Source organism: Nocardia sp. NPDC001965, assembly GCF_053594175.1.
Map to the genome: position 1 here is coordinate 16808 of NZ_JBSFDZ010000046.1, position 17682 is coordinate 34489.

The window sequence follows — 17682 nt, forward strand, 5'->3', positions numbered from 1 at the left end:
CGGCACCACCGGTGGCGAGGTGATCGGCGGCGAGCACCGCGTCTTCGCCGCCGACCCCGGGCGCGATCGCCCCGATGATGAAACACTGCGCCGGTGAGATTGATCGACAGCGATGGATACGGTGTGGGACTGACCATTGCCGGATACCAGTTTCCGGACCATATCGATCCGCGAATCCGGTACAGCTGGCTGGTGATAGCGGGCACCGCGAACTGCCCGGCCGGGAACTGGTCCTTCCGGTGGCAGGCGTTGAGCCTGGACGACACGGTCGAGTTGGCGGACTGGCTACGACGGGTCGCCGACGAAGCCGGGCCGAGTGGCGAACCGGCGGACGGTCCGGCCCGGTTGGCCTTCACCGAACCGAATCTGAGTTTCACGGCCATCCGCGCGGGCGGGGAGATCGAGTTGGCGATCGGATTGGATCTGGAGTTCTCCCCACCCTGGGACCGGCGCGCCACCGCGGGTTCTCCCTTCGTCGTCACGGTGCGGCTCGCCCCGGCCGATATCGCCACGGCCGCCAAAGACCTGGGCGCGGAAGTGGACAGTTATCTGCCGCCCGGCGGGCGGCTGCTCGGCCGCGCCAGATGAACCACGGCCGCTATCGGTGCACCCGGTGCCCGACCGGGTGATATCGCCCACGTTGCGCCCGGCGGTGCCGGGGGATTATGGCCCGGCGGTGCCGGTGCGCGGCTCGATCAGGTGCCGAGACGGCCGAGATGGCCCGGACACACGCTGTTTCAGCAGGTGAAAGGGGGGTTAACTGGGTATGACGGTTTGCTGGACCGACCGGCCGCCCCGGTGCGCGCCAGGTGGCGAGGGCCGCGATACCGCTTGCTGCCGGAGTGCTGATCCGGTGACGCGCAAGCGTGACACACCCGTAGAATGTCGAGTGCCCCCACACCCGCCCTACCAGGGAGCGCACGGTGACCCACGCCGACCGACCGGCTGTCAGCAATCCCACCGCAACCGACGAGACCGAGAATCCGCCCCGCGAGGAATGCGGAGTCTTCGGAGTCTGGGCTCCCGGGGAGGACGTGGCCAAACTCACCTACTACGGCCTCTATGCCCTGCAGCACCGCGGACAAGAAGCGGCCGGTATCGCCGTTTCCGACGGCTCCCAGGTGCTGGTCTTCAAGGATCTGGGCCTCGTCAGCCAGGTATTCGACGAGCAGACGCTGGCCGCCATGCCCGGCCATGTCGCCGTCGGCCACTGCCGATACTCCACCACCGGAGCCACCACCTGGGAAAACGCCCAGCCGATCTTCCGCACGACCGCCGTGGGCTCCGGGCTCGCGCTCGGTCACAACGGCAACCTGGTCAATACCGCCGAACTGGCCGACCGGGCACGCGAACTGGGCCTGGTCGCAGGCCCCGGCCGTCCCGGAGCGGTTTCGGCGACCTCCGACTCCGATGTGATGACCGCGCTGCTGGCGCACGCGTCCGCGGATTCGAGTATCGAACAGGCCGCCATGGAGTTGCTGCCCACGGTGCGCGGTGCCTTCTGCCTGACCTTCATGGACGAGCACACCCTCTACGCCGCCCGTGATCCACACGGTGTCCGCCCGCTGGTGCTGGGCCGGCTGGAACGTGGCTGGGTGGTCGCCAGCGAAACCGCCGCGCTCGATATCGTCGGCGCTTCGTTCGTCCGCGAGATCGAACCGGGTGAATTGCTCGCCATCGACGCCGACGGTGTCCGTTCCTCGCGATTCGCCAATCCCGAACCCAAGGGCTGCGTTTTCGAGTACGTGTACCTGGCCCGGCCCGACAGCGCCATCTCCGGGCGTTCGATCCACGCCACCCGGGTCGATATCGGCCGCCGGCTCGCCGCCGAACACCCGATCGACGCCGACCTGGTCATCCCCGTTCCCGAATCCGGCACTCCGGCGGCCGTCGGATACGCGCAGGGATCCGGACTGCCCTACGGGCAGGGGCTGATGAAGAACGCCTACGTCGGCCGCACCTTCATCCAGCCCAGCCAGACCATCCGCCAGCTCGGTATCCGGCTGAAACTCAACCCGCTGCGCGAAGTGATCCGTGGCAAACGCCTCATCGTGGTGGACGATTCGATCGTCCGCGGCAACACACAGCGCGCCCTCATCCGCATGCTGCGCGAAGCCGGCGCCCTGGAGATCCATGTCCGGATCGCCTCCCCGCCGGTGAAATGGCCGTGTTTCTACGGGATCGATTTCGCCTCCCGTGCCGAACTGGTCGCCAACAACGCCGGCATCGACCCCGACGACGCCGAAGGCCTGCCCGCGGACCCGGACGCCATGCACGACATGGTGGAGGGGGTACGCCGCTCCATCGGCGCCGACACCCTCGGCTATATCTCGATCGACGGTATGGTCGCCGCCACCGAACAGCCCCGTACGCGGCTGTGCTGTGCGTGTTTCGACGGCAACTACCCGATTCCGCTGCCCACGGAGGCGGCGATCGGTAAGAACCTGCTCGAATTCGGTGGTCGCTCGCAGTCGCGGGTGCTCACCGAGAATGCCAACGCGAGCGCTCTCAGCCGCCCCTGAGCGCGTCTCGGGTCCCACTTCCGTTACCGGCGGGAGTACTGCCCCGGTGAAGTTCCGGCGGCTCGGTGTACGCCGCATGCCGATCGATCGGTGTGCGGCCGAGGCTGCGTCCTGTCCGTTCGGTTGAATGCCGCGCATCGGTGGCCGCAGGTCCGATCGCGAAGGTGAGTGGTGTGTCGCTCGCGGCGGGAAACGTGCCGGAACGACTTCCCAGCCCTGACATCTTTTCGCCGGTGAGCGGTGCTTCGCCCCGCTGCGCAACCGCCGCTACGTGCCGGATCGCGAGCAAGTGAGCGGCGAGGTGGTGTTTCCCGTTCGGGCGCAGCGCAGTTCGGACCATCGGAGCGAAACGGGTCCGCTATGTTCAGGGGGCTACACAACGATGCTTCAGGAGTTTGAATGTTCACAGTACGTGGAACCCTTATGGCCGCCCTGGTCGGCGCCGCAGCTCTGGTCGGCACGGGAGCCGCCACCGCGGCCCCGCTTCCGCTCGAAGCGCCGGCCGCGGTGCCTGCCGAATCCGTCGCCACGGACAATTGTTTCGATGTCATCCACCCGTTGAACCAGATGATCTGCATGCTCAGCTCGATTTCGGGCTAGCGCCTCGAAAGCCTCCGCCCGGGACCGTTCAGGGTCTTTACCAGACTCGGCCGGTTACGGCCGGTGCCGACGCTCGACTCGCGGTGAGCAGATTGGCCAGGGCCCCGGGGACCGGCCCGGCATGTTCGGATTTCCGCCTCGCGGCTACCCCGGTCGGATCCCGTTCGCCATCGAGATCCGACCGGGTCGGACCCTGCGGCGCTGTGCGCGCCGGAAAATAAACACAGCCCGGCCCCCCGCGCTCCAGGGCGACGCCATAAACTCTGAGCAGGCAATTATCCACGGATTCGGTTTGGAGCTTTCCCCGACAATGACTGAGCAGAACCCCACCGGTGCCGGTGCGTCCTATGCCGCAGCTGGAGTGGATATCGAGGCCGGTGACCGGGCTGTCGAGTTGTTCGCCCCGCTGGCGCGTAAGGCGAGCCGCCCCGAGGTGCAGGGCGGGATCGGTGGTTTCGCCGGATTGTTCGCGCTGAAGAAGAGCTACCGGGAGCCGCTGCTCGCTTCGTCGACCGACGGGGTCGGGACGAAGATCGCGGTGGCGCAGGCGCTCGACAAACACGACACCGTGGGTCTGGACCTGGTGGCGATGGTTGTCGACGATCTGGTGGTGTGCGGGGCGGAACCGTTGTTCCTGCAGGATTACATCGCCGTCGGCAAGGTGGTACCGGAGCGGGTGGCCGAGCTGGTCGCGGGTATCGCCGAGGGATGCGTGCGTGCCGGCTGTGCACTGCTGGGCGGTGAGACGGCCGAGCATCCGGGAATGATGGGTGCCGAGGATTACGATCTGTCGGCGACCGGGGTCGGGGTTGTCGAGGCCGATGACCTGCTCGGACCCGATCGGGTGCGGCCCGGCGATGTGGTGATCGCCATGGGCTCGTCCGGCCTGCATTCCAACGGCTACAGCCTGGCGCGCAAGGTGCTGCTCGAGATCGACCGGATGGCGTTGACAGGGCATGTGGAGGAGTTCGGCCGCACCCTCGGTGAGGAATTGCTGGAGCCGACCCGGATCTACGCCAAGGATTGCCTGGCGCTGATCGCCGAGACCGATGTGCGGACCTTCTCGCATATCACCGGCGGCGGTCTGGCCGCGAACCTTGCCAGGGTTTTGCCCGCCGGGCTGGTGGCCGAACTGGATCGCGGAACCTGGAATCCGGCGCCGGTTTTCAAGATGATCGCGCAGCGCGGCCGGGTCGAGCGCGTGGAGATGGAGAAGACGTTCAACATGGGCGTCGGAATGGTCGCCGTGGTCGCGCCCGAAGATGTCGATCGCGCGCTGGCGGTGCTGACGGCTCGCCATATCGAATGCTGGACGCTGGGCACTGTGAAGAAGGCCAAGGATGCGGATGCTCCGCGTGCGGTACTGCTGGGAGATCATCCGCGATTCTGATCGCGTGGAAACCGCTGCGGCCGGTTCGTCTTCGGTGTGAAGGCGTTCCGGCCGTTGTGTTTCCGCGGGGGAGATCGGGTGCGTGAAGATGTTCGATCGCGGATCGTGCACCGGGGATTCCGAATACCGCCCGGGTGAATCCGGGCGCGCGAGAAGAAGACACCGACCGACGAGCCGACGGCCCGGTGGGCCGCCCGTTCGTCCTGCACCGACGCCGCGTGATCAGATGCTGCGTTCCGGACCGGGTCGCCGGTTCACGTCGCCCACCGCCGGGCAACCCGGCAGGAAACGGCGCGAACCGGCGTCAACGGCCGAAGGGGAGGCCCTGCAGCCTCCCCCGAGCGTATTCATCCGGTCAGCGGCGCCAGCTGTCGTAGCTGTCGTCGTCGTCCCACTTGGGCAACGAGTCGTCCGCGTCGTGCTCATCCGAGAGGACACCACCACGATGGGCGTTGTCACTACCGGAAAGCTCGCGCTGAAGGCTCGCCAAGTCGGTCGACGGCGAGCTGTATTTCAGCTCGCGTGCAACCTTGGTCTGCTTTGCCTTAGCCCGGCCACGGCCCATGGCTGACCCCCTCGCGTCACAGCGGGGCGGCCTGGGGATTGGTGGCGGCCCCGTTCGAATTAATATCTTCCTGACAGACACTTTAGCGCGTGTCCGGCCGTCGCGCTTCCACGAGTCGGCTATCCACCGGATCAACCGACCGGTTTGCCGATGTTTCGCCGCTCAGTCCCCAGGCGCGACAGCACCGGGTATGGCGCGTATCACACCCACTCGGCTGCCGCCGCCCAGAACGGGTGGGGCCGCGAGTGCTGCCAGTTCGTCCGACCAGCCGACACCCATATGCTGCAGGACTGCCATGGTCAGCGGGATTCTGGCGCGGTCGGCGCCGTCGTCGATTTTGTAGGCGAAGGCGCGGCCGTCCGGTAGCGCTCCCGCGTGCACACCGTCCGCACCGATTTTGCAGATCAGATCCGGGACGGCATTCATGGTGGCCAGGTCGGGACCGCCGGTGCCGGAGATCACCCACGGATGCGCGCGCAACGTTGCGGCGATCCGGTGTTCGGGGGTGCCGTCGGCGGCCGTGGCCAGGGTCGCGAACGCGCGCGCGAGATTGGTCAGCGATACCGGGACGATGGGCAATCCGCAGCCGTCGATCCCCAGGTCGGTTTCCGGTTCACCCGTACTTTCGACGATCTGGGCCAGCACGGCCTGCTGTAGCGGATGGCCGGTTTCGGTGTAGCCCGTGACCGGCCAGCCGTTCAGTGCGCAGGTCGCCAGCATGGCGGCATGTTTGCCGGAGCAGTTCATATACCGCTTCGCGGGTTTCTCCCCGCGGGACAGCACCCCGGCCCGGGTCTGTTCGTCGCCGGGGAGGTCGGGCGGGCAGGCGAGATCGTCCTCGCCGAAGCCGAACCGATCCAGCAGTCGCTCGACCAGTGCGATGTGTTCGGGTTCGCCGGTGTGTGAAGCGGTGGCGATGGCCAGTTCCGCGCCGTCGAGCGGTTCGAAGCCGAGTTTCAGCAGGGTGAGCGCTTGCAGCGGTTTGTTGGTGGAGCGGGGATAGATCGGTACGTGGACCGAGCCGGTTTCGAAGGCCGGTTCACCGTCCGGTCCGAGGATCACCACCGAGCCCCGGTGCACACATTCCCGGAATCCGGAGCGCACCACCTCGACCAGATCGGCGCTCATCCGATCGCCTCCGGCTCGGTGGCCGGGCCGTCCGCCGCGGTGGTCGTGCGGCGCCGGGTGTGCCGGGCGACCTGGGCCCGGATCTCGTCGGAAACGGTGGGTTCGGCGGCGAGCAGGTATTCGAGTCGTTCGGGGTCGGTACCGGTGAAGACATCGCGCACGGTGATGCCGTGGTCGGGGACATGGACGACCTCGACCGGATCGCCGGCAGCCACCTCACCTTCGGTCAGGACCCGGAAATAGCACCCGGTGTGCGCCGCGAGGGTGAAGCGGCGCACCCACTGGCGTTCGCCGGACCAGTGCCCGAAGGTGGCGCACGGTACCCGGGGCGCGCTGACCTCCAACACCGCGCCACCGATGGCGCAGCGCGCGCCGACGACCGCGTCGCTGAGCGGGAGCCCGGAGATGCGGAGGTTCTCCCCGAACCAGCCGGGTGCGAGGGGACGGCCGAGTTCGGCCGACCAGGTCAGTGCGTCTTCCTCGGCATAGCCGTAGACCGCCTGGTGGACGCCACCGTGGTCGCGGGTGTTGCACACGTGATCGCCGTCCAGGCCGAGTCGGCCGGCCCGGACCCGTCCGGGCACCGGTCGTTTGTCGATCGCGCTGCGCCCGACCCGGCCCGGGACCGTCAGATCGTCGTGCACCACGCATACAGCCAGTACCTGCCCGATAGTGCCGGCCCGCATGACCTTCTCCTCTCGGCTCATCGTCGGCGGCCGGTCAGCGGCCACGGAGCCGTTCGACGGCGCGGCGGCCGGCCTGCGGGGCATCGTCGGCGACCACCGAATCGGGGTCGATGGCGGCGGCCGTGGCGCCCACGGTGAGCTGGGTGTCGGCGGGTACCGATCGTTTGATCAGGGCCAGGGCGATGGGACCGAGTTCGTAGTGGTCGATCGTCGTACCGAGGACGCCGACCGCCCGGCCGCCCGCGGTGACCGGTTCGCCCGGCGCGGGCCGCTCGTCGGCGGATCCATCCAGGTGTAGCAGGACCAGGCGGCGCGGTGGTTTGCCGAGATTGTGCACCCGCGCCACGGTTTCCTGGCCGCGATAGCAGCCTTTGTCGAGATGGACGGCTCCGTATTCGGCGGGCCCGCCGATCCAGTTCACCTCGTGCGGAATGGTGCGATCGTCGGTGTCGAGCCCGATCCGCGGCCGGACGGCGGCCACCCGCAGCGCCTCGTAGGCCCACGATCCGGCCGGTTCGGCGCCGGCGGCGGTGAGCTCGCTCCACCGCGACATCAGCTGCTCGCGGGGCAGGATCAGGTCGAAGGAGTCGGCGGTCGGCCAGGGCATCCGGCGCAGGAACCCACCGCCGGGCACCGCGAGCGCCTCGTAGGTGTCGGGCAGCCGGTCGATTCCGAGCACGCCGGTCAGGGTGCCGGTGCGCGGACCGATCAGGCTCAGCACGGCGTGATCGGCCGCCGCCTGCGGCCGGGCGTCGGCCCAGAACACCATCTTGGTGAGGAAATCCAGTAGCCCGGGACCCCGGTCGGCCTCGGTATCGATCCACACCGTCGAGTCCAGTTCGGTCAAGACGAAATGATGCAGGACGCGGCCGTTGAGATCGAGGTCCAGATTCTCGGCGGAACGGCCGTCGCCCAGTTCGGCGATGTGCTGACTGGTGATGGTGTGCAACCAGCTGAGTCGTTCGGCGCCGGTGACGGTGAGTACGAAACGGTGCGAACGGTCCACGATCGCGACCCGCTCGGTAGCGGCCCGCTGTTCGCCCAGGGGATCGCCGTAATGCCAGGGGACGGACTCGTCCGGAGTACCGGCCGGGGCCGCGACGGCTCCCGGTACTGCGAGGACAGGGCTGGGTGCGGCGAGCACGGACACGGCCTCCACTCTAGGAGCTGGTCCCCCCTTCGCGCATCAGCGGGGGGTTGACCAGGCGATTCGTTTCACGACGCACCCTCGTCGGGGCGTATGGGAACCAGTGGCAGCCAGCGGTCGATCTCGGCGGCCCGGCTACCGGATGCCTCCACCTGCCCGGCCGCGACGGCCGCGGCGAGGTCTTGGAGCCCGGTTGCCAGCAGCAGCCAGGTCCGGGGATCGGTTTCCACGACATTGGGCGGGGTGCCACGGGTGTGCCGCGGGCCCGTTATGCACTGCACGGCCACGAACGGCGGCACCCGGACTTCCACCGAATGTCCGGGCGCTGCCGCGGCGAGCGCTCGCGCAGTGCCGCGGACCGCGGCCGCCAGTTCGGTCCGGGGCGGAGCCGGACGGGATTCGTCGAGCAGCCAATCCCGGACGGCTGTCACCGCGGCTCGCACCACGCCCGGGTCGATATCCGTCCGTCGCGCCATTGCCCGACCTTATCCACCGGAACCTGCGCGATCGAAATGGTGGACTACCGACGGTCACCGCGGTATCGGAATACGGCATACAGGAGACATTGTCCGGACTGCCTGGCTTTCTGTCCCTCATGGCGGACCGTGTTGGCCTACGCTCGTGCGCATGGTGGATCGAGTTCTTGTAACACTCGACGGCGAGGTTCGTGACGCGGATCAGCCGTTGTTGTATGCCGACGATATCGGCGTCCTGCGTGGCGACGGGATTTTCGAAACGGTTCTGGTCCGCGGTGGCACGGTCTGCGCGCTCGATTTCCATCTCGCCCGGCTGCGCCGCTCTGCCAAGGCGCTCGATCTACCCGAACCCGATCTGGCGCGATGGCGGAATGCGGCCGAGACCGCGGCCAAGGAGTGGGGCAGCGAAGAAGAAGGGGTCATGCGCCTGGTGCTCACCCGCGGGCGGGAGAGCGCGCTGGGCAGCCCCAAGGCGGGGCTGCGTTCGGGTGAACTGTCCGAGGCGGTTCCGGTGCCGACGACTTTCGTCATGGTCACCGAACTGGCGGAACGGGTGGCCGCGGCGCGGACCGAGGGTGTCGCGGTGGTCACGCTGACCCGGGGTATCTCGATCGATCTCGCGCAGGCGGCGCCCTGGCAACTGCTCGGTGCGAAAACCCTCTCCTACGCGACCAATATGGCCGCGTTGCGGTTCGCCGCCCGGATGGGTGCCGACGATGTGATCTTCACCAGTACCGAACACCGCGTGCTGGAGGGGCCGCGCTCGACGGTGGTGATCGCCCGGGACAAGCAGCTGATCACGCCGCCGGCGAAAAACGGTGTGCTGCCGGGAGTCACCCAGCGCGCGTTGTACGCGGAGGCCGAGCGTCGCGGTTACGACTGCCGCTACGAACCGTTGTTCACCGCCGATCTGTTCGACTGCGACAGCATCTGGATGCTCAGCAGTGTGACACTCGCCGCACGGGTGAATTCGCTTGACGGCGTACGGATGTCGGCCTCGGAGTCGGCTTCGGAGATCATCGAGATGGTCGACCGGGGGATCGAACGGGCCGGGACCATCGCCGATTGGTGATCTCCGGCGTGCTCGCGTGATCGGCTCGTGCCGAATGTGACCGGAACCGTTGCCGGATCGTGTGCGTATCGCTGGGCATGTCGTGTCCGCCGACACATTGATCGGCTCGCGCCGACGCGTAGTCTGAGTCTACGACACGTCGTAGTAACAGGAGGCTAGGTGTGGACGCCCTGGATGTCTCGCGATGGCAATTCGGCATCACGACCGTCTACCACTTCTTGTTCGTCCCCCTGACGATCGGTCTCGCACCGGTCGTCGCGGGTATGCAGACGGCCTGGGTCGTCACCGGCAAGGAGCACTGGTACCGGCTCACGAAATTCTTCGGAAAACTGTTCCTGATCAATTTCGCGCTCGGTGTCGCCACCGGGATCGTGCAGGAATTCCAATTCGGAATGAACTGGAGCGAATACTCCCGATTCGTCGGCGACGTATTCGGCGCGCCCCTGGCGCTCGAAGGCCTGGTCGCCTTCTTCATGGAGTCCACGTTCATCGGACTCTGGATATTCGGCTGGTCCCGGCTGCCCAAACTCGTCCACCTGGGCACCATCTGGATGGTGGCCATCGGCGTCAACGCCTCCGCGTACTTCATCATCGCGGCCAATTCCTTCATGCAGCATCCGGTCGGGGCCCGGTACAACCCGGAGACCGGTCGGGCCGAACTCACCAGCATCGTCGAACTGCTCACCAACAACACGGCGTTGGCGGCATTTCCCCATGTGGTCGCGGGATCGTTCCTCACCGCCGGGACATTCGTCGCCGGGATCGCCGGCTGGTGGATGGTGCGCAACGCCCGCAGCGGTGAACCGGGCAAGCTCGCCGAGGCGCGCACCATGTGGCGGCCGGCCGCGCGGGTCTCGCTGCTGGTCGTGGTGATCTCCGGTATCGCCCTGGTCTACACCGGTGACGTCCAGGGCAAGCTCATGTTCGAGCAGCAGCCCATGAAGATGGCCTCGGCGGAATCGCTGTGCCACACCGAGGTCGATCCGGATTTCTCGATCCTGACCGTCGGCACGCACAACAACTGCGACAGCGTGACGCATGTGCTCGAGGTGCCCTATGTGCTGCCCTGGCTGGCCGAGGGCAAGTTCACCGGCGTGGAACTGGAGGGCGTCGTCGATCTCCAGCAGGCCTACAACGAGAAGTTCGGCCCCGGCGACTACCGGCCGAACCTCTTCGTCACCTACTGGTCGTTCCGCGCCATGATCGGCCTCGCCGGCGGATCCGCGCTGCTGGTGTTCGCCGGATTCTGGGTGACCCGCCGCGGCCGGGTACCGGACCGGCGCTGGTTCTCCTGGTTGAGCCTGCTCGCCATCCCGACTCCGTTCCTGGCCAACGCGGCCGGCTGGGTGTTCACCGAGATGGGACGCCAGCCCTGGGTGGTGGTACCCAATCCGACCGGCGATCAGGATCTTCGGTTGATGGTGCAGCAGGGGGTGTCCGGCCATTCGGCGGCGACGGTGTGGATCTCGTTGATCACCTTCACCGTGGTCTACGGGCTGCTGGCCGTCGTCTGGTTCTACCTGATGCGCCGGTATGTACTCGAGGGCCCGGAACGGCCACCGGGTGAGCCCACCGACGGGTCTGCGGAAAAACCTGTCACCGAACAGCTTTCGTTCGCCTACTAGGAGCCGGGCATGGGACTGCAGGAATTCTGGTTCGTACTCATCGCAGTGCTCTTCACCGGCTATTTCGTGCTGGAGGGCTTCGATTTCGGGGTCGGCATGCTCATGCCGATCCTGGGCCGCGGCGGATCTGCGTCCTCGCGCGGCCCGCGCGGGTCCGCCGTGGCCACGCGGGTTGCCGCCGCGGAGCCCGGCCCGCTCGCCGCCGATACCCGCCGTCGGGTGGTGCTCAACACCATCGGCCCGGTCTGGGACGGCAACGAGGTCTGGCTCATCACCGCCGGCGGCGCGCTGTTCGCGGCCTTCCCGGAGTGGTACGCGAGCATGTTCTCCGGTTTCTACTTCGCCCTGCTGCTGCTTCTGGTGGCGTTGATCCTGCGTATCTGTGCGATCGAGTACCGCGGCAAGATCGACGATCCGCGCTGGCGGGCCCGCTGCGATATCGGGATCGGGATCGGTTCCTGGGTGCCCGCGCTGGCCTGGGGCTGGGTGTTCGCCAATATCGTGCGCGGAGTTCCGCTGGACGCGGACAAACAGTTCACCGGTGCTTTCGGCGAACTCTTCGGTCCCTACGCACTGCTGGGCGGGCTCACCACCGGATTATTGTTCGCCCTGCACGGGGCGGTGTTCCTGGCGCTCAAAACCGCCGGTGAGGTCCGCGACGACGCGCACCGCATCGCCCGGCTGTTGTTGATACCGACGACTCCGGTCGTGGGCGGCTTCGGGTTGTGGACACAGTTCGCCTACGGGAGCGGCTGGACCTGGATCCTGTTGGCGCTGGCGGTGGCCGGCCTGCTCGGCGGTGCCGCGGCGCTGCTGGCCGGCCGCGACGGCTGGTCCTTCACCGGAACCGCGCTCACCGTGCTCGCCGCCTCCGGACTGCTGTTCGGAGCGCTGTTCCCGGATGTGCTGCCCTCCACCATCGACCCGGCGTTCAGCCTGACAGTCGACAACGCGTCCTCGACCCCGTACACGTTGAAGGTGATGAGCTGGGCGGCGGTGATCGTGACACCGGTGGTGCTGGGATATCAGGCCTGGACCTATTGGGTGTTCCGCAAACGCATCAGTGTCGAGCACATCCCACCCGGAATCGGACTCACACCCCGCGTCGTGATCGAGGAGTGACCCCATGGCCCGCCCGCCCGTGGACCCACGCCTGTGGCGGTATGCGCGCTCGGCGCGACGTTATCTCGCACTGAGCGTTGCCCTTTCGCTGGTTACCACAGTGAGTATCGCCGGCGCGGCGGTGCTGCTGGGCCGGGTGCTGGCGGGGGTGATCACCGATCCCGCCCGCCGATCCCTCGGTGCGTGGACCGCGGAGCTGGTGTTCCTCGCGATCGCACTCGGCGGGCGGGCGGTGGCGGCGTGGTGGCAGTCGCGGATCGCGCACCGGGCCGGCGCCCGGGTGATCGCCGAACTCGAACAGGCCGTACTGGCCGCGGGAGCCGAACTCCCGCCCCGGGAACTGGAGTCGCGGCGCACCGAGCTCGCGGTGGTGGTGGGCAGCGGACTCAACGGGTTGCGCGCCTACTTGACCGGGTACATCCCGGCGCTACTGCTCGCGGTACTCGTCCCACCGGTCGTGCTGGCGGTGATCGCGGTTCACGACCTCACCTCGGCGGTCATCGTGCTGATCACGCTGCCGCTGATTCCGCTCTTCATGATCCTCATCGGCCTGCTCACCGAGGGCCGGGCCCGGGAGACACTGGCGGCCACCACCCGGCTGTCGGATCAGCTGCTGGACCTGTTCGCCGGTATGCCGACGCTGCGCGCCCTCGGCCGGGAGACCGGCGCCGCGACCGATATCCCGGGCCGCACGATGAGCGGGCGCGTGCGCCGGCTGGGCGAAGCGCTACACCAGCGCACCATGGGCGCGCTGCGGCTCGCGTTCCTGTCCTCGATGGTGCTCGAACTACTGGCCACCCTGTCGGTCGCGCTGGTCGCGGTAGCGATCGGTATGCGCCTGGTGCACGGCGATATGGGTCTCTACGCCGGGATTGTGGCCCTGGTCCTCGCTCCGGAGGTCTATCTGCCGCTGCGTACGGTGGGGGAGCGTTTCCATGCCGCCCAGGACGGAATGGCGGCGGCGGACCGCGCATTCGCTGTCCTGGACCCCGCGATCGGTGACGGCGCGGTGGCGGACCGGCCGGCCGTCGTCGCGATCGGCCCGGACCGAGACGCTCTCGTGTCCGCGCGGGCCGATTCGGGGCGGGCGGCGCGGGGCGAGGGCGGGCGGCCCGGGACGATCCGCGCGGCAGCCGGGCGGGAACCCGGTAGCGGAGGCATCGGATCCAGGCCCGGGGCCCCGAGCGCGGGTGTTGTCGAACTGCGTGATCTGACAATCGATTCCCGGGACGGTGCCGCCCCCGACGGTCTGCACGCCGTTTTCGCCCCGGGCGCTGTCACCGCACTGACCGGGCCCAACGGTTGCGGGAAATCGACCGCGCTGCAGGCGATCCTGGGTCTGATCGAACCCACTCGCGGCGCGGTGTTCGCCGACGGTGTCGATATCCGGGAGATTCCCGCCGAACAATGGTGGTCGCGGCTGGCGTGGCTGCCGCAGCGACCGGTGCTCGTACCGGGAACGCTGCGGGAGAATCTCGAACTGCTCGGTGCCACGGTGGCCGGACCGGCGCGCCGCGGCGCGGCCCGGGTGCTCAGCGAGCTGGATGCCGCCTGTGCCGTAACCGGTTTCGACGCGGTCCTCGAGGCTTTGCCCGCCGGATGGGATACCTTGGTCGGGTCCGGGGGGATCGGATTGTCCCTCGGTCAACGGCAGCGACTCGCGCTGACCCGGGTACTGGCCGCGGATCGCCCGATCCTGTTGCTGGACGAACCGACCGCCCATCTGGATCCCGACAGCGAAGTCGCGGTGGCGGCCGCACTCACCACGCTGGCGCGTACCGGCGCGACCGTGGTCGTGGTCGCGCACCGTCCGGCCCTACTGTCCGCAGCCGACGAGATCGTCGCGGTACCGACGACCATCCCCCGAATGTCGCGATGAGCCCTCGAACCGAAACCACTCGCCCTCCGCGCTTCCCGGCCCGCGTGGGTCGCCGCCGGGCCCGGCTCCGGCTGCTGCTGCGCGATATCCGGCAGATGTGGGAGCTGCTGGAGATCCCGCGCCGCCGGCTGGCCGTCTCGATCGGCTGGGGAGTACTGGCCCTGGGCAGCGCACTGGGTCTGGCGGCGCTCGCCGCCTGGCTGATCGCCCGGGCCTGGCAGATGCCGCCGGTACTGGATCTCACTGTCGCCGTGGTCGCGGTGCGGGCGCTCGGTATCTCACGCGGTGTGTGCCGGTACCTGGAGCGGCTCGCCACCCACGATGTCGCCTTGCGCTCGATGACCGCGGCCCGTACCTCGGTGTACCGCGCGCTGGCCCGCGCGCCGCTGTGGCTGACCCGCCGGGCGGACGTCCCGGATATCGCGCGGGGAGCCGGCCGGCCCACCGTACCCACCGCGCCAGGTGGCCCCGGCCGGTTACGGCGCGGCGATGTGCTGGTCCGGGTCGGTACCGATATCGACGATCTGGGCGCGGTGGTGGTCCGGACCTTCGTCCCCGTGGCGGTGGCGCTGGTACTGGCGGTGGCGGCGGTCGCGATGCTGGCGTTCATCTCGGTGCCGGCCGCGGCGGTGCTGGCCGCGGCGCTGGTGTTCGCCGGAGCTGTCGCGCCCTGGCTCTCGGCCCGGGCCGCGGCCGCCGCCGAGCGGTCGGCGCGGGCCGACCGGGCCGAATTCGCCGCGCACGCGCTCACCGTGCTCGACCATGCCGCCGAACTTCGGGTCGCCGGAAAGCTCGCGTCCGCAATGGACACCGCAGCCGCCGCGAACCGGCGAGCGCTGGCCGCCGAGGACCGGGCCGCGGGCCGCAACGCCTGGGCGGCGGCCGCGATACCGCTCGCGACCGGGGTGACCGTCCTGGCCGCGCTGTTGATCGGGGTCATCGTCTACGGTCCCGATGGCGGCGCCCCGGGCGCGGTGACACCCATGGCGCTGACCGTCCTGGTCCTGCTGCCGCTGTCCGCGTTCGAGGCGACCGGCCCGTTGCCGGCCGCGGCCCAGACCCTCACCGTGGCGCGCGCGGCGCTGCACCGGTTGCGTGCGGTATCGCCGGATCACCGGCCGGCGGAAACCGGCGGGACCGACGCTTCCGTGGTCGCGGGCGCCGACTTGTCCGCCGCTGCGGCGGCCGATACCCGGAAGCGGTTCGGCACCGGCGGATATCCGCACCCGTTCCCATACGCCGACAGTCGCGCCGACGGTGTGGTGATCGGCTGGGTCGGTGACGGGCAGTGGCAGATCCCGGAGCGCCCACAGGCACCACGCGTGGTGGTGGTCGGGCCCAGCGGTGCCGGAAAAACCACTCTGCTGATGGCGTGGGCCGGTATGTTCGACCATCCCGACGACCAGGTGCGGTTCTTCGCCGAGGACGCCCACCTGTTCGGTACCAGTGTCCTGGAAAACCTGCGGGTCGCCCGCGGCGACCTCGACGCCGAGACTGCCGAGCGGGCACTGCGCACGGTCGGACTGGGGGACTGGTTGGCCGCGCTGCCCGACGGCGTGCACACCGACCTCCCGGGCGGTGCGGCCGCGGTCTCCGGGGGGCAGCGCCGGCGGATCCTGCTCGCGCGGGCCCTGGTCTCGCCGGCGCGGGCACTGCTGTTGGACGAACCGACCGAACACCTCGACGCCGCCGCCGGAGCGGAATTGTTGCGTGCGCTGCTCGATATCGACAGCGGACTGGTCGCGGCCGACCGTGATGTGGTTGTGGTCACACATCAGCTACCGGCCGGGCATCGAGCCGGCCTGGTCGTCACGGTCGACGAAACCGGCCAGGTGCGGGCCGCTTTCGCGGACGGGATAGCCACTCGTTACGCCCTCGACGAAATTCCGTTGCCGACTACCGCGGGTGGTGGCTAAGTTCGGAGTTACACAAGGAAGGAGGTGATCCCAAGAATGCAGATTCTCAGGACGCGTGAGGTGGCTACCAGCTGACGCTGTAGCCGGCTGTCCCCTGGATTCCGATCGCTTCAGCGCTCAGCGAATCCACGGTAGCCACCCGGCCCCCGAGTCCCCGGTCCGTCCGATCGGGATCGGCCGCGAGACCACCGGTATTCCTTCCGGAGGCCGCGCCGATACGGCTCGGGGGTCGTTCTGTGTCCGGGCGAGGCCGAGGACGCTCTCGTCGATCCCGGTGCGCTTCCGGCCGGAACGGGTCGCGGGTCAGCAGATGTCGTGGGTCAGCCGATATAGCGCTGCAGGCGGGCGGACAGGCGCGGTTGCAGTGGACCGTCGGCCACCACCCGTTCCTCCACGTAGGCCAGATCGCCGCCCTCGACGATTCCGTACAGGCGTTTGGCCCCACCGACCACCGCGCCCGTCTGGCTGCGGATGACCACGTCGGTGGCCAGCTCCCAGGACGACTGGGTCAATGCGGTGCCGTAGAACAGTTCGACGATTCCGGTGCTGTGGGTCAGCAGCAGTTCCAGGACCTCGTCGTTGTCGTCCACCCCGACCCGCCAGAAACCGCGTTCCCGCAGATCCGGACCGCCGTAACCGCCGTCGGATTCGACGAACCAGGAACGCGAATCCCAACTCAGATAGTCGCCGCCGTCGTGGGAGACCACGATCTGCTGGCCGAAGCGATAATCCCCGCGCTCGGGGTTGTTGCCCTCGCCCTCGCCGCGCCACACACCGACCATCGGCAACAGCGCCAGCATGGCCGGGTTCAGGTCCGGGCCGAGGCGCAGATTCGCCGTATCGTCGGGCAGCGGGAGGTCCGGGAGCACTGGGATATTGCGGCCGCCGGTGGCCTTGGCGCGCTCGGCGGCATCGGCCACCGCCCGATCGCCGCTCAGCGACGCCGGGTTCTCGCCGGAACGGCCGTGACCGTTCTGGCCGTGATCATCGGCCGGAGGCTTTCCGTTGCTGATGTCGCTCGCTCGCTCGGCCGGATCGGAACCCTCGCTCGCGAGATCGCTCATGACTCGGTGAACAGCCGGTAGAAGACGTACAGGCCGAACCATCCGATGAGGATCGATACGGCGATCAGCAGAATCTCGAAGAAGAGGACCACGCGCTAATTCTAGGCGTCGCCTCCGGCGTCGCGGGGCGGGGCCCTATTAACCCCGGTTCTTCACTCCGGCGCTCAGTCGCTGCGCTCCTTCGCTCTGTCGCTCCAGAACCGGGGCGGGCCCCGCCCACACATGCCGACCATCCGGGAGTGGATACATGGTGTGGACAAGCATGCCGACGATCCGGAGTAGCAATAGACAAGAGTTCGCAGGCCGACCCATCCGGCGTAGCAAATCCCCCTGGGCCCGCTCGGCCCGTGTGTCCGCATGCTGGCCGGACGGTCAATGCCCCCGCAACCGAGTGAGTCGAGTTTTACGAGACACCTCAAAGGGTTGAGGCCCGTCTCGCCGTTCAGGCCTCGAAGCGCATGCGCCGCAGGCGCGAGTCTCGAGGCCTGAA

15 protein-coding genes are annotated in these 17682 nt (G+C 68.5%); 9 read left to right on the forward strand and 6 right to left on the reverse strand.

Annotated elements, in window-relative coordinates; all coding sequences use genetic code 11:
* The first annotated feature begins 93 nt into the window (after positions 1-93).
* The 4 genes from ACWCPQ_RS31585 (at position 94) to purM (ending at position 4512) form a co-directional block, all read left to right on the forward strand.
* Positions 94-588, forward strand: a complete 495-nt coding sequence (locus tag ACWCPQ_RS31585; RefSeq protein ID WP_449905705.1) for a WapI family immunity protein — start codon at positions 94-96, stop codon at positions 586-588.
* 335 nt (positions 589-923) lie between these two features.
* The gene (gene purF, locus ACWCPQ_RS31590; RefSeq protein ID WP_449905707.1) at positions 924-2522 is read left to right on the forward strand and encodes an amidophosphoribosyltransferase; all 1599 of its coding nucleotides are present in this window, start codon (positions 924-926) and stop codon (positions 2520-2522) included.
* Positions 2523-2921: 399 nt separating this feature from the next.
* Positions 2922-3122, forward strand: coding sequence for a hypothetical protein (locus ACWCPQ_RS31595; RefSeq protein ID WP_449905709.1), 201 nt, complete (start codon positions 2922-2924; stop codon positions 3120-3122).
* A gap of 310 nt (positions 3123-3432) precedes the next feature.
* Positions 3433-4512 (forward strand): phosphoribosylformylglycinamidine cyclo-ligase, encoded by a 1080-nt coding sequence (purM, locus tag ACWCPQ_RS31600; protein ID WP_449905711.1) that lies wholly within the window; start codon positions 3433-3435, stop codon positions 4510-4512.
* A 355-nt stretch (positions 4513-4867) separates the two neighbouring features.
* On the opposite strand, the gene ACWCPQ_RS31605 is transcribed toward purM, so the two are convergent.
* From ACWCPQ_RS31605 to ACWCPQ_RS31625, 5 genes are all read right to left on the reverse strand, one after another.
* Entirely contained in the window at positions 4868-5077 is a 210-nt protein-coding gene (locus tag ACWCPQ_RS31605; RefSeq protein ID WP_327148580.1) for a DUF3073 domain-containing protein, read from the reverse strand.
* Between the two features lie 162 nt (positions 5078-5239).
* Entirely contained in the window at positions 5240-6205 is a 966-nt protein-coding gene (locus ACWCPQ_RS31610) for an asparaginase (RefSeq protein WP_449905714.1), read from the reverse strand.
* On the reverse strand, positions 6202-6891 hold the full coding sequence (locus ACWCPQ_RS31615) for an MOSC domain-containing protein (RefSeq protein ID WP_449905716.1): 690 nt from the start codon (positions 6889-6891) through the stop codon (positions 6202-6204). Before ACWCPQ_RS31615 ends, ACWCPQ_RS31610 begins: the two co-directional genes overlap by 4 nt.
* A gap of 34 nt (positions 6892-6925) precedes the next feature.
* On the reverse strand, positions 6926-8041 hold the full coding sequence (gene ygfZ / locus ACWCPQ_RS31620) for a CAF17-like 4Fe-4S cluster assembly/insertion protein YgfZ (RefSeq protein ID WP_449905718.1): 1116 nt from the start codon (positions 8039-8041) through the stop codon (positions 6926-6928).
* Between the two features lie 65 nt (positions 8042-8106).
* Positions 8107-8514: a sterol carrier family protein gene (locus ACWCPQ_RS31625; protein ID WP_449905720.1), complete on the reverse strand. Its 408-nt coding sequence runs from the start codon at positions 8512-8514 to the stop codon at positions 8107-8109.
* A 151-nt stretch (positions 8515-8665) separates the two neighbouring features.
* Between ACWCPQ_RS31625 and ACWCPQ_RS31630 the strand changes: the two genes are divergently transcribed.
* From ACWCPQ_RS31630 to cydC, 5 genes are all read left to right on the forward strand, one after another.
* Positions 8666-9586, forward strand: coding sequence for an aminodeoxychorismate lyase (locus ACWCPQ_RS31630; RefSeq protein WP_449905722.1), 921 nt, complete (start codon positions 8666-8668; stop codon positions 9584-9586).
* Positions 9587-9747: 161 nt separating this feature from the next.
* Positions 9748-11211, forward strand: coding sequence for a cytochrome ubiquinol oxidase subunit I (locus ACWCPQ_RS31635; protein WP_449905724.1), 1464 nt, complete (start codon positions 9748-9750; stop codon positions 11209-11211).
* Positions 11212-11220: 9 nt separating this feature from the next.
* A complete protein-coding gene (cydB, locus tag ACWCPQ_RS31640; RefSeq protein ID WP_449905726.1) occupies positions 11221-12333 on the forward strand; it encodes a cytochrome d ubiquinol oxidase subunit II in 1113 nt (370 codons plus the stop codon).
* Positions 12334-12337: 4 nt separating this feature from the next.
* Entirely contained in the window at positions 12338-14212 is a 1875-nt protein-coding gene (gene cydD / locus ACWCPQ_RS31645) for a thiol reductant ABC exporter subunit CydD (protein WP_449905728.1), read from the forward strand.
* Positions 14213-14307: 95 nt separating this feature from the next.
* A complete protein-coding gene (gene cydC / locus ACWCPQ_RS31650) occupies positions 14308-16128 on the forward strand; it encodes a thiol reductant ABC exporter subunit CydC (RefSeq protein WP_449905734.1) in 1821 nt (606 codons plus the stop codon).
* Between the two features lie 320 nt (positions 16129-16448).
* On the opposite strand, the gene ACWCPQ_RS31655 is transcribed toward cydC, so the two are convergent.
* Positions 16449-17192: an FABP family protein gene (locus ACWCPQ_RS31655; RefSeq protein ID WP_449905730.1), complete on the reverse strand. Its 744-nt coding sequence runs from the start codon at positions 17190-17192 to the stop codon at positions 16449-16451.
* Positions 17193-17682 lie beyond the last annotated feature (490 nt).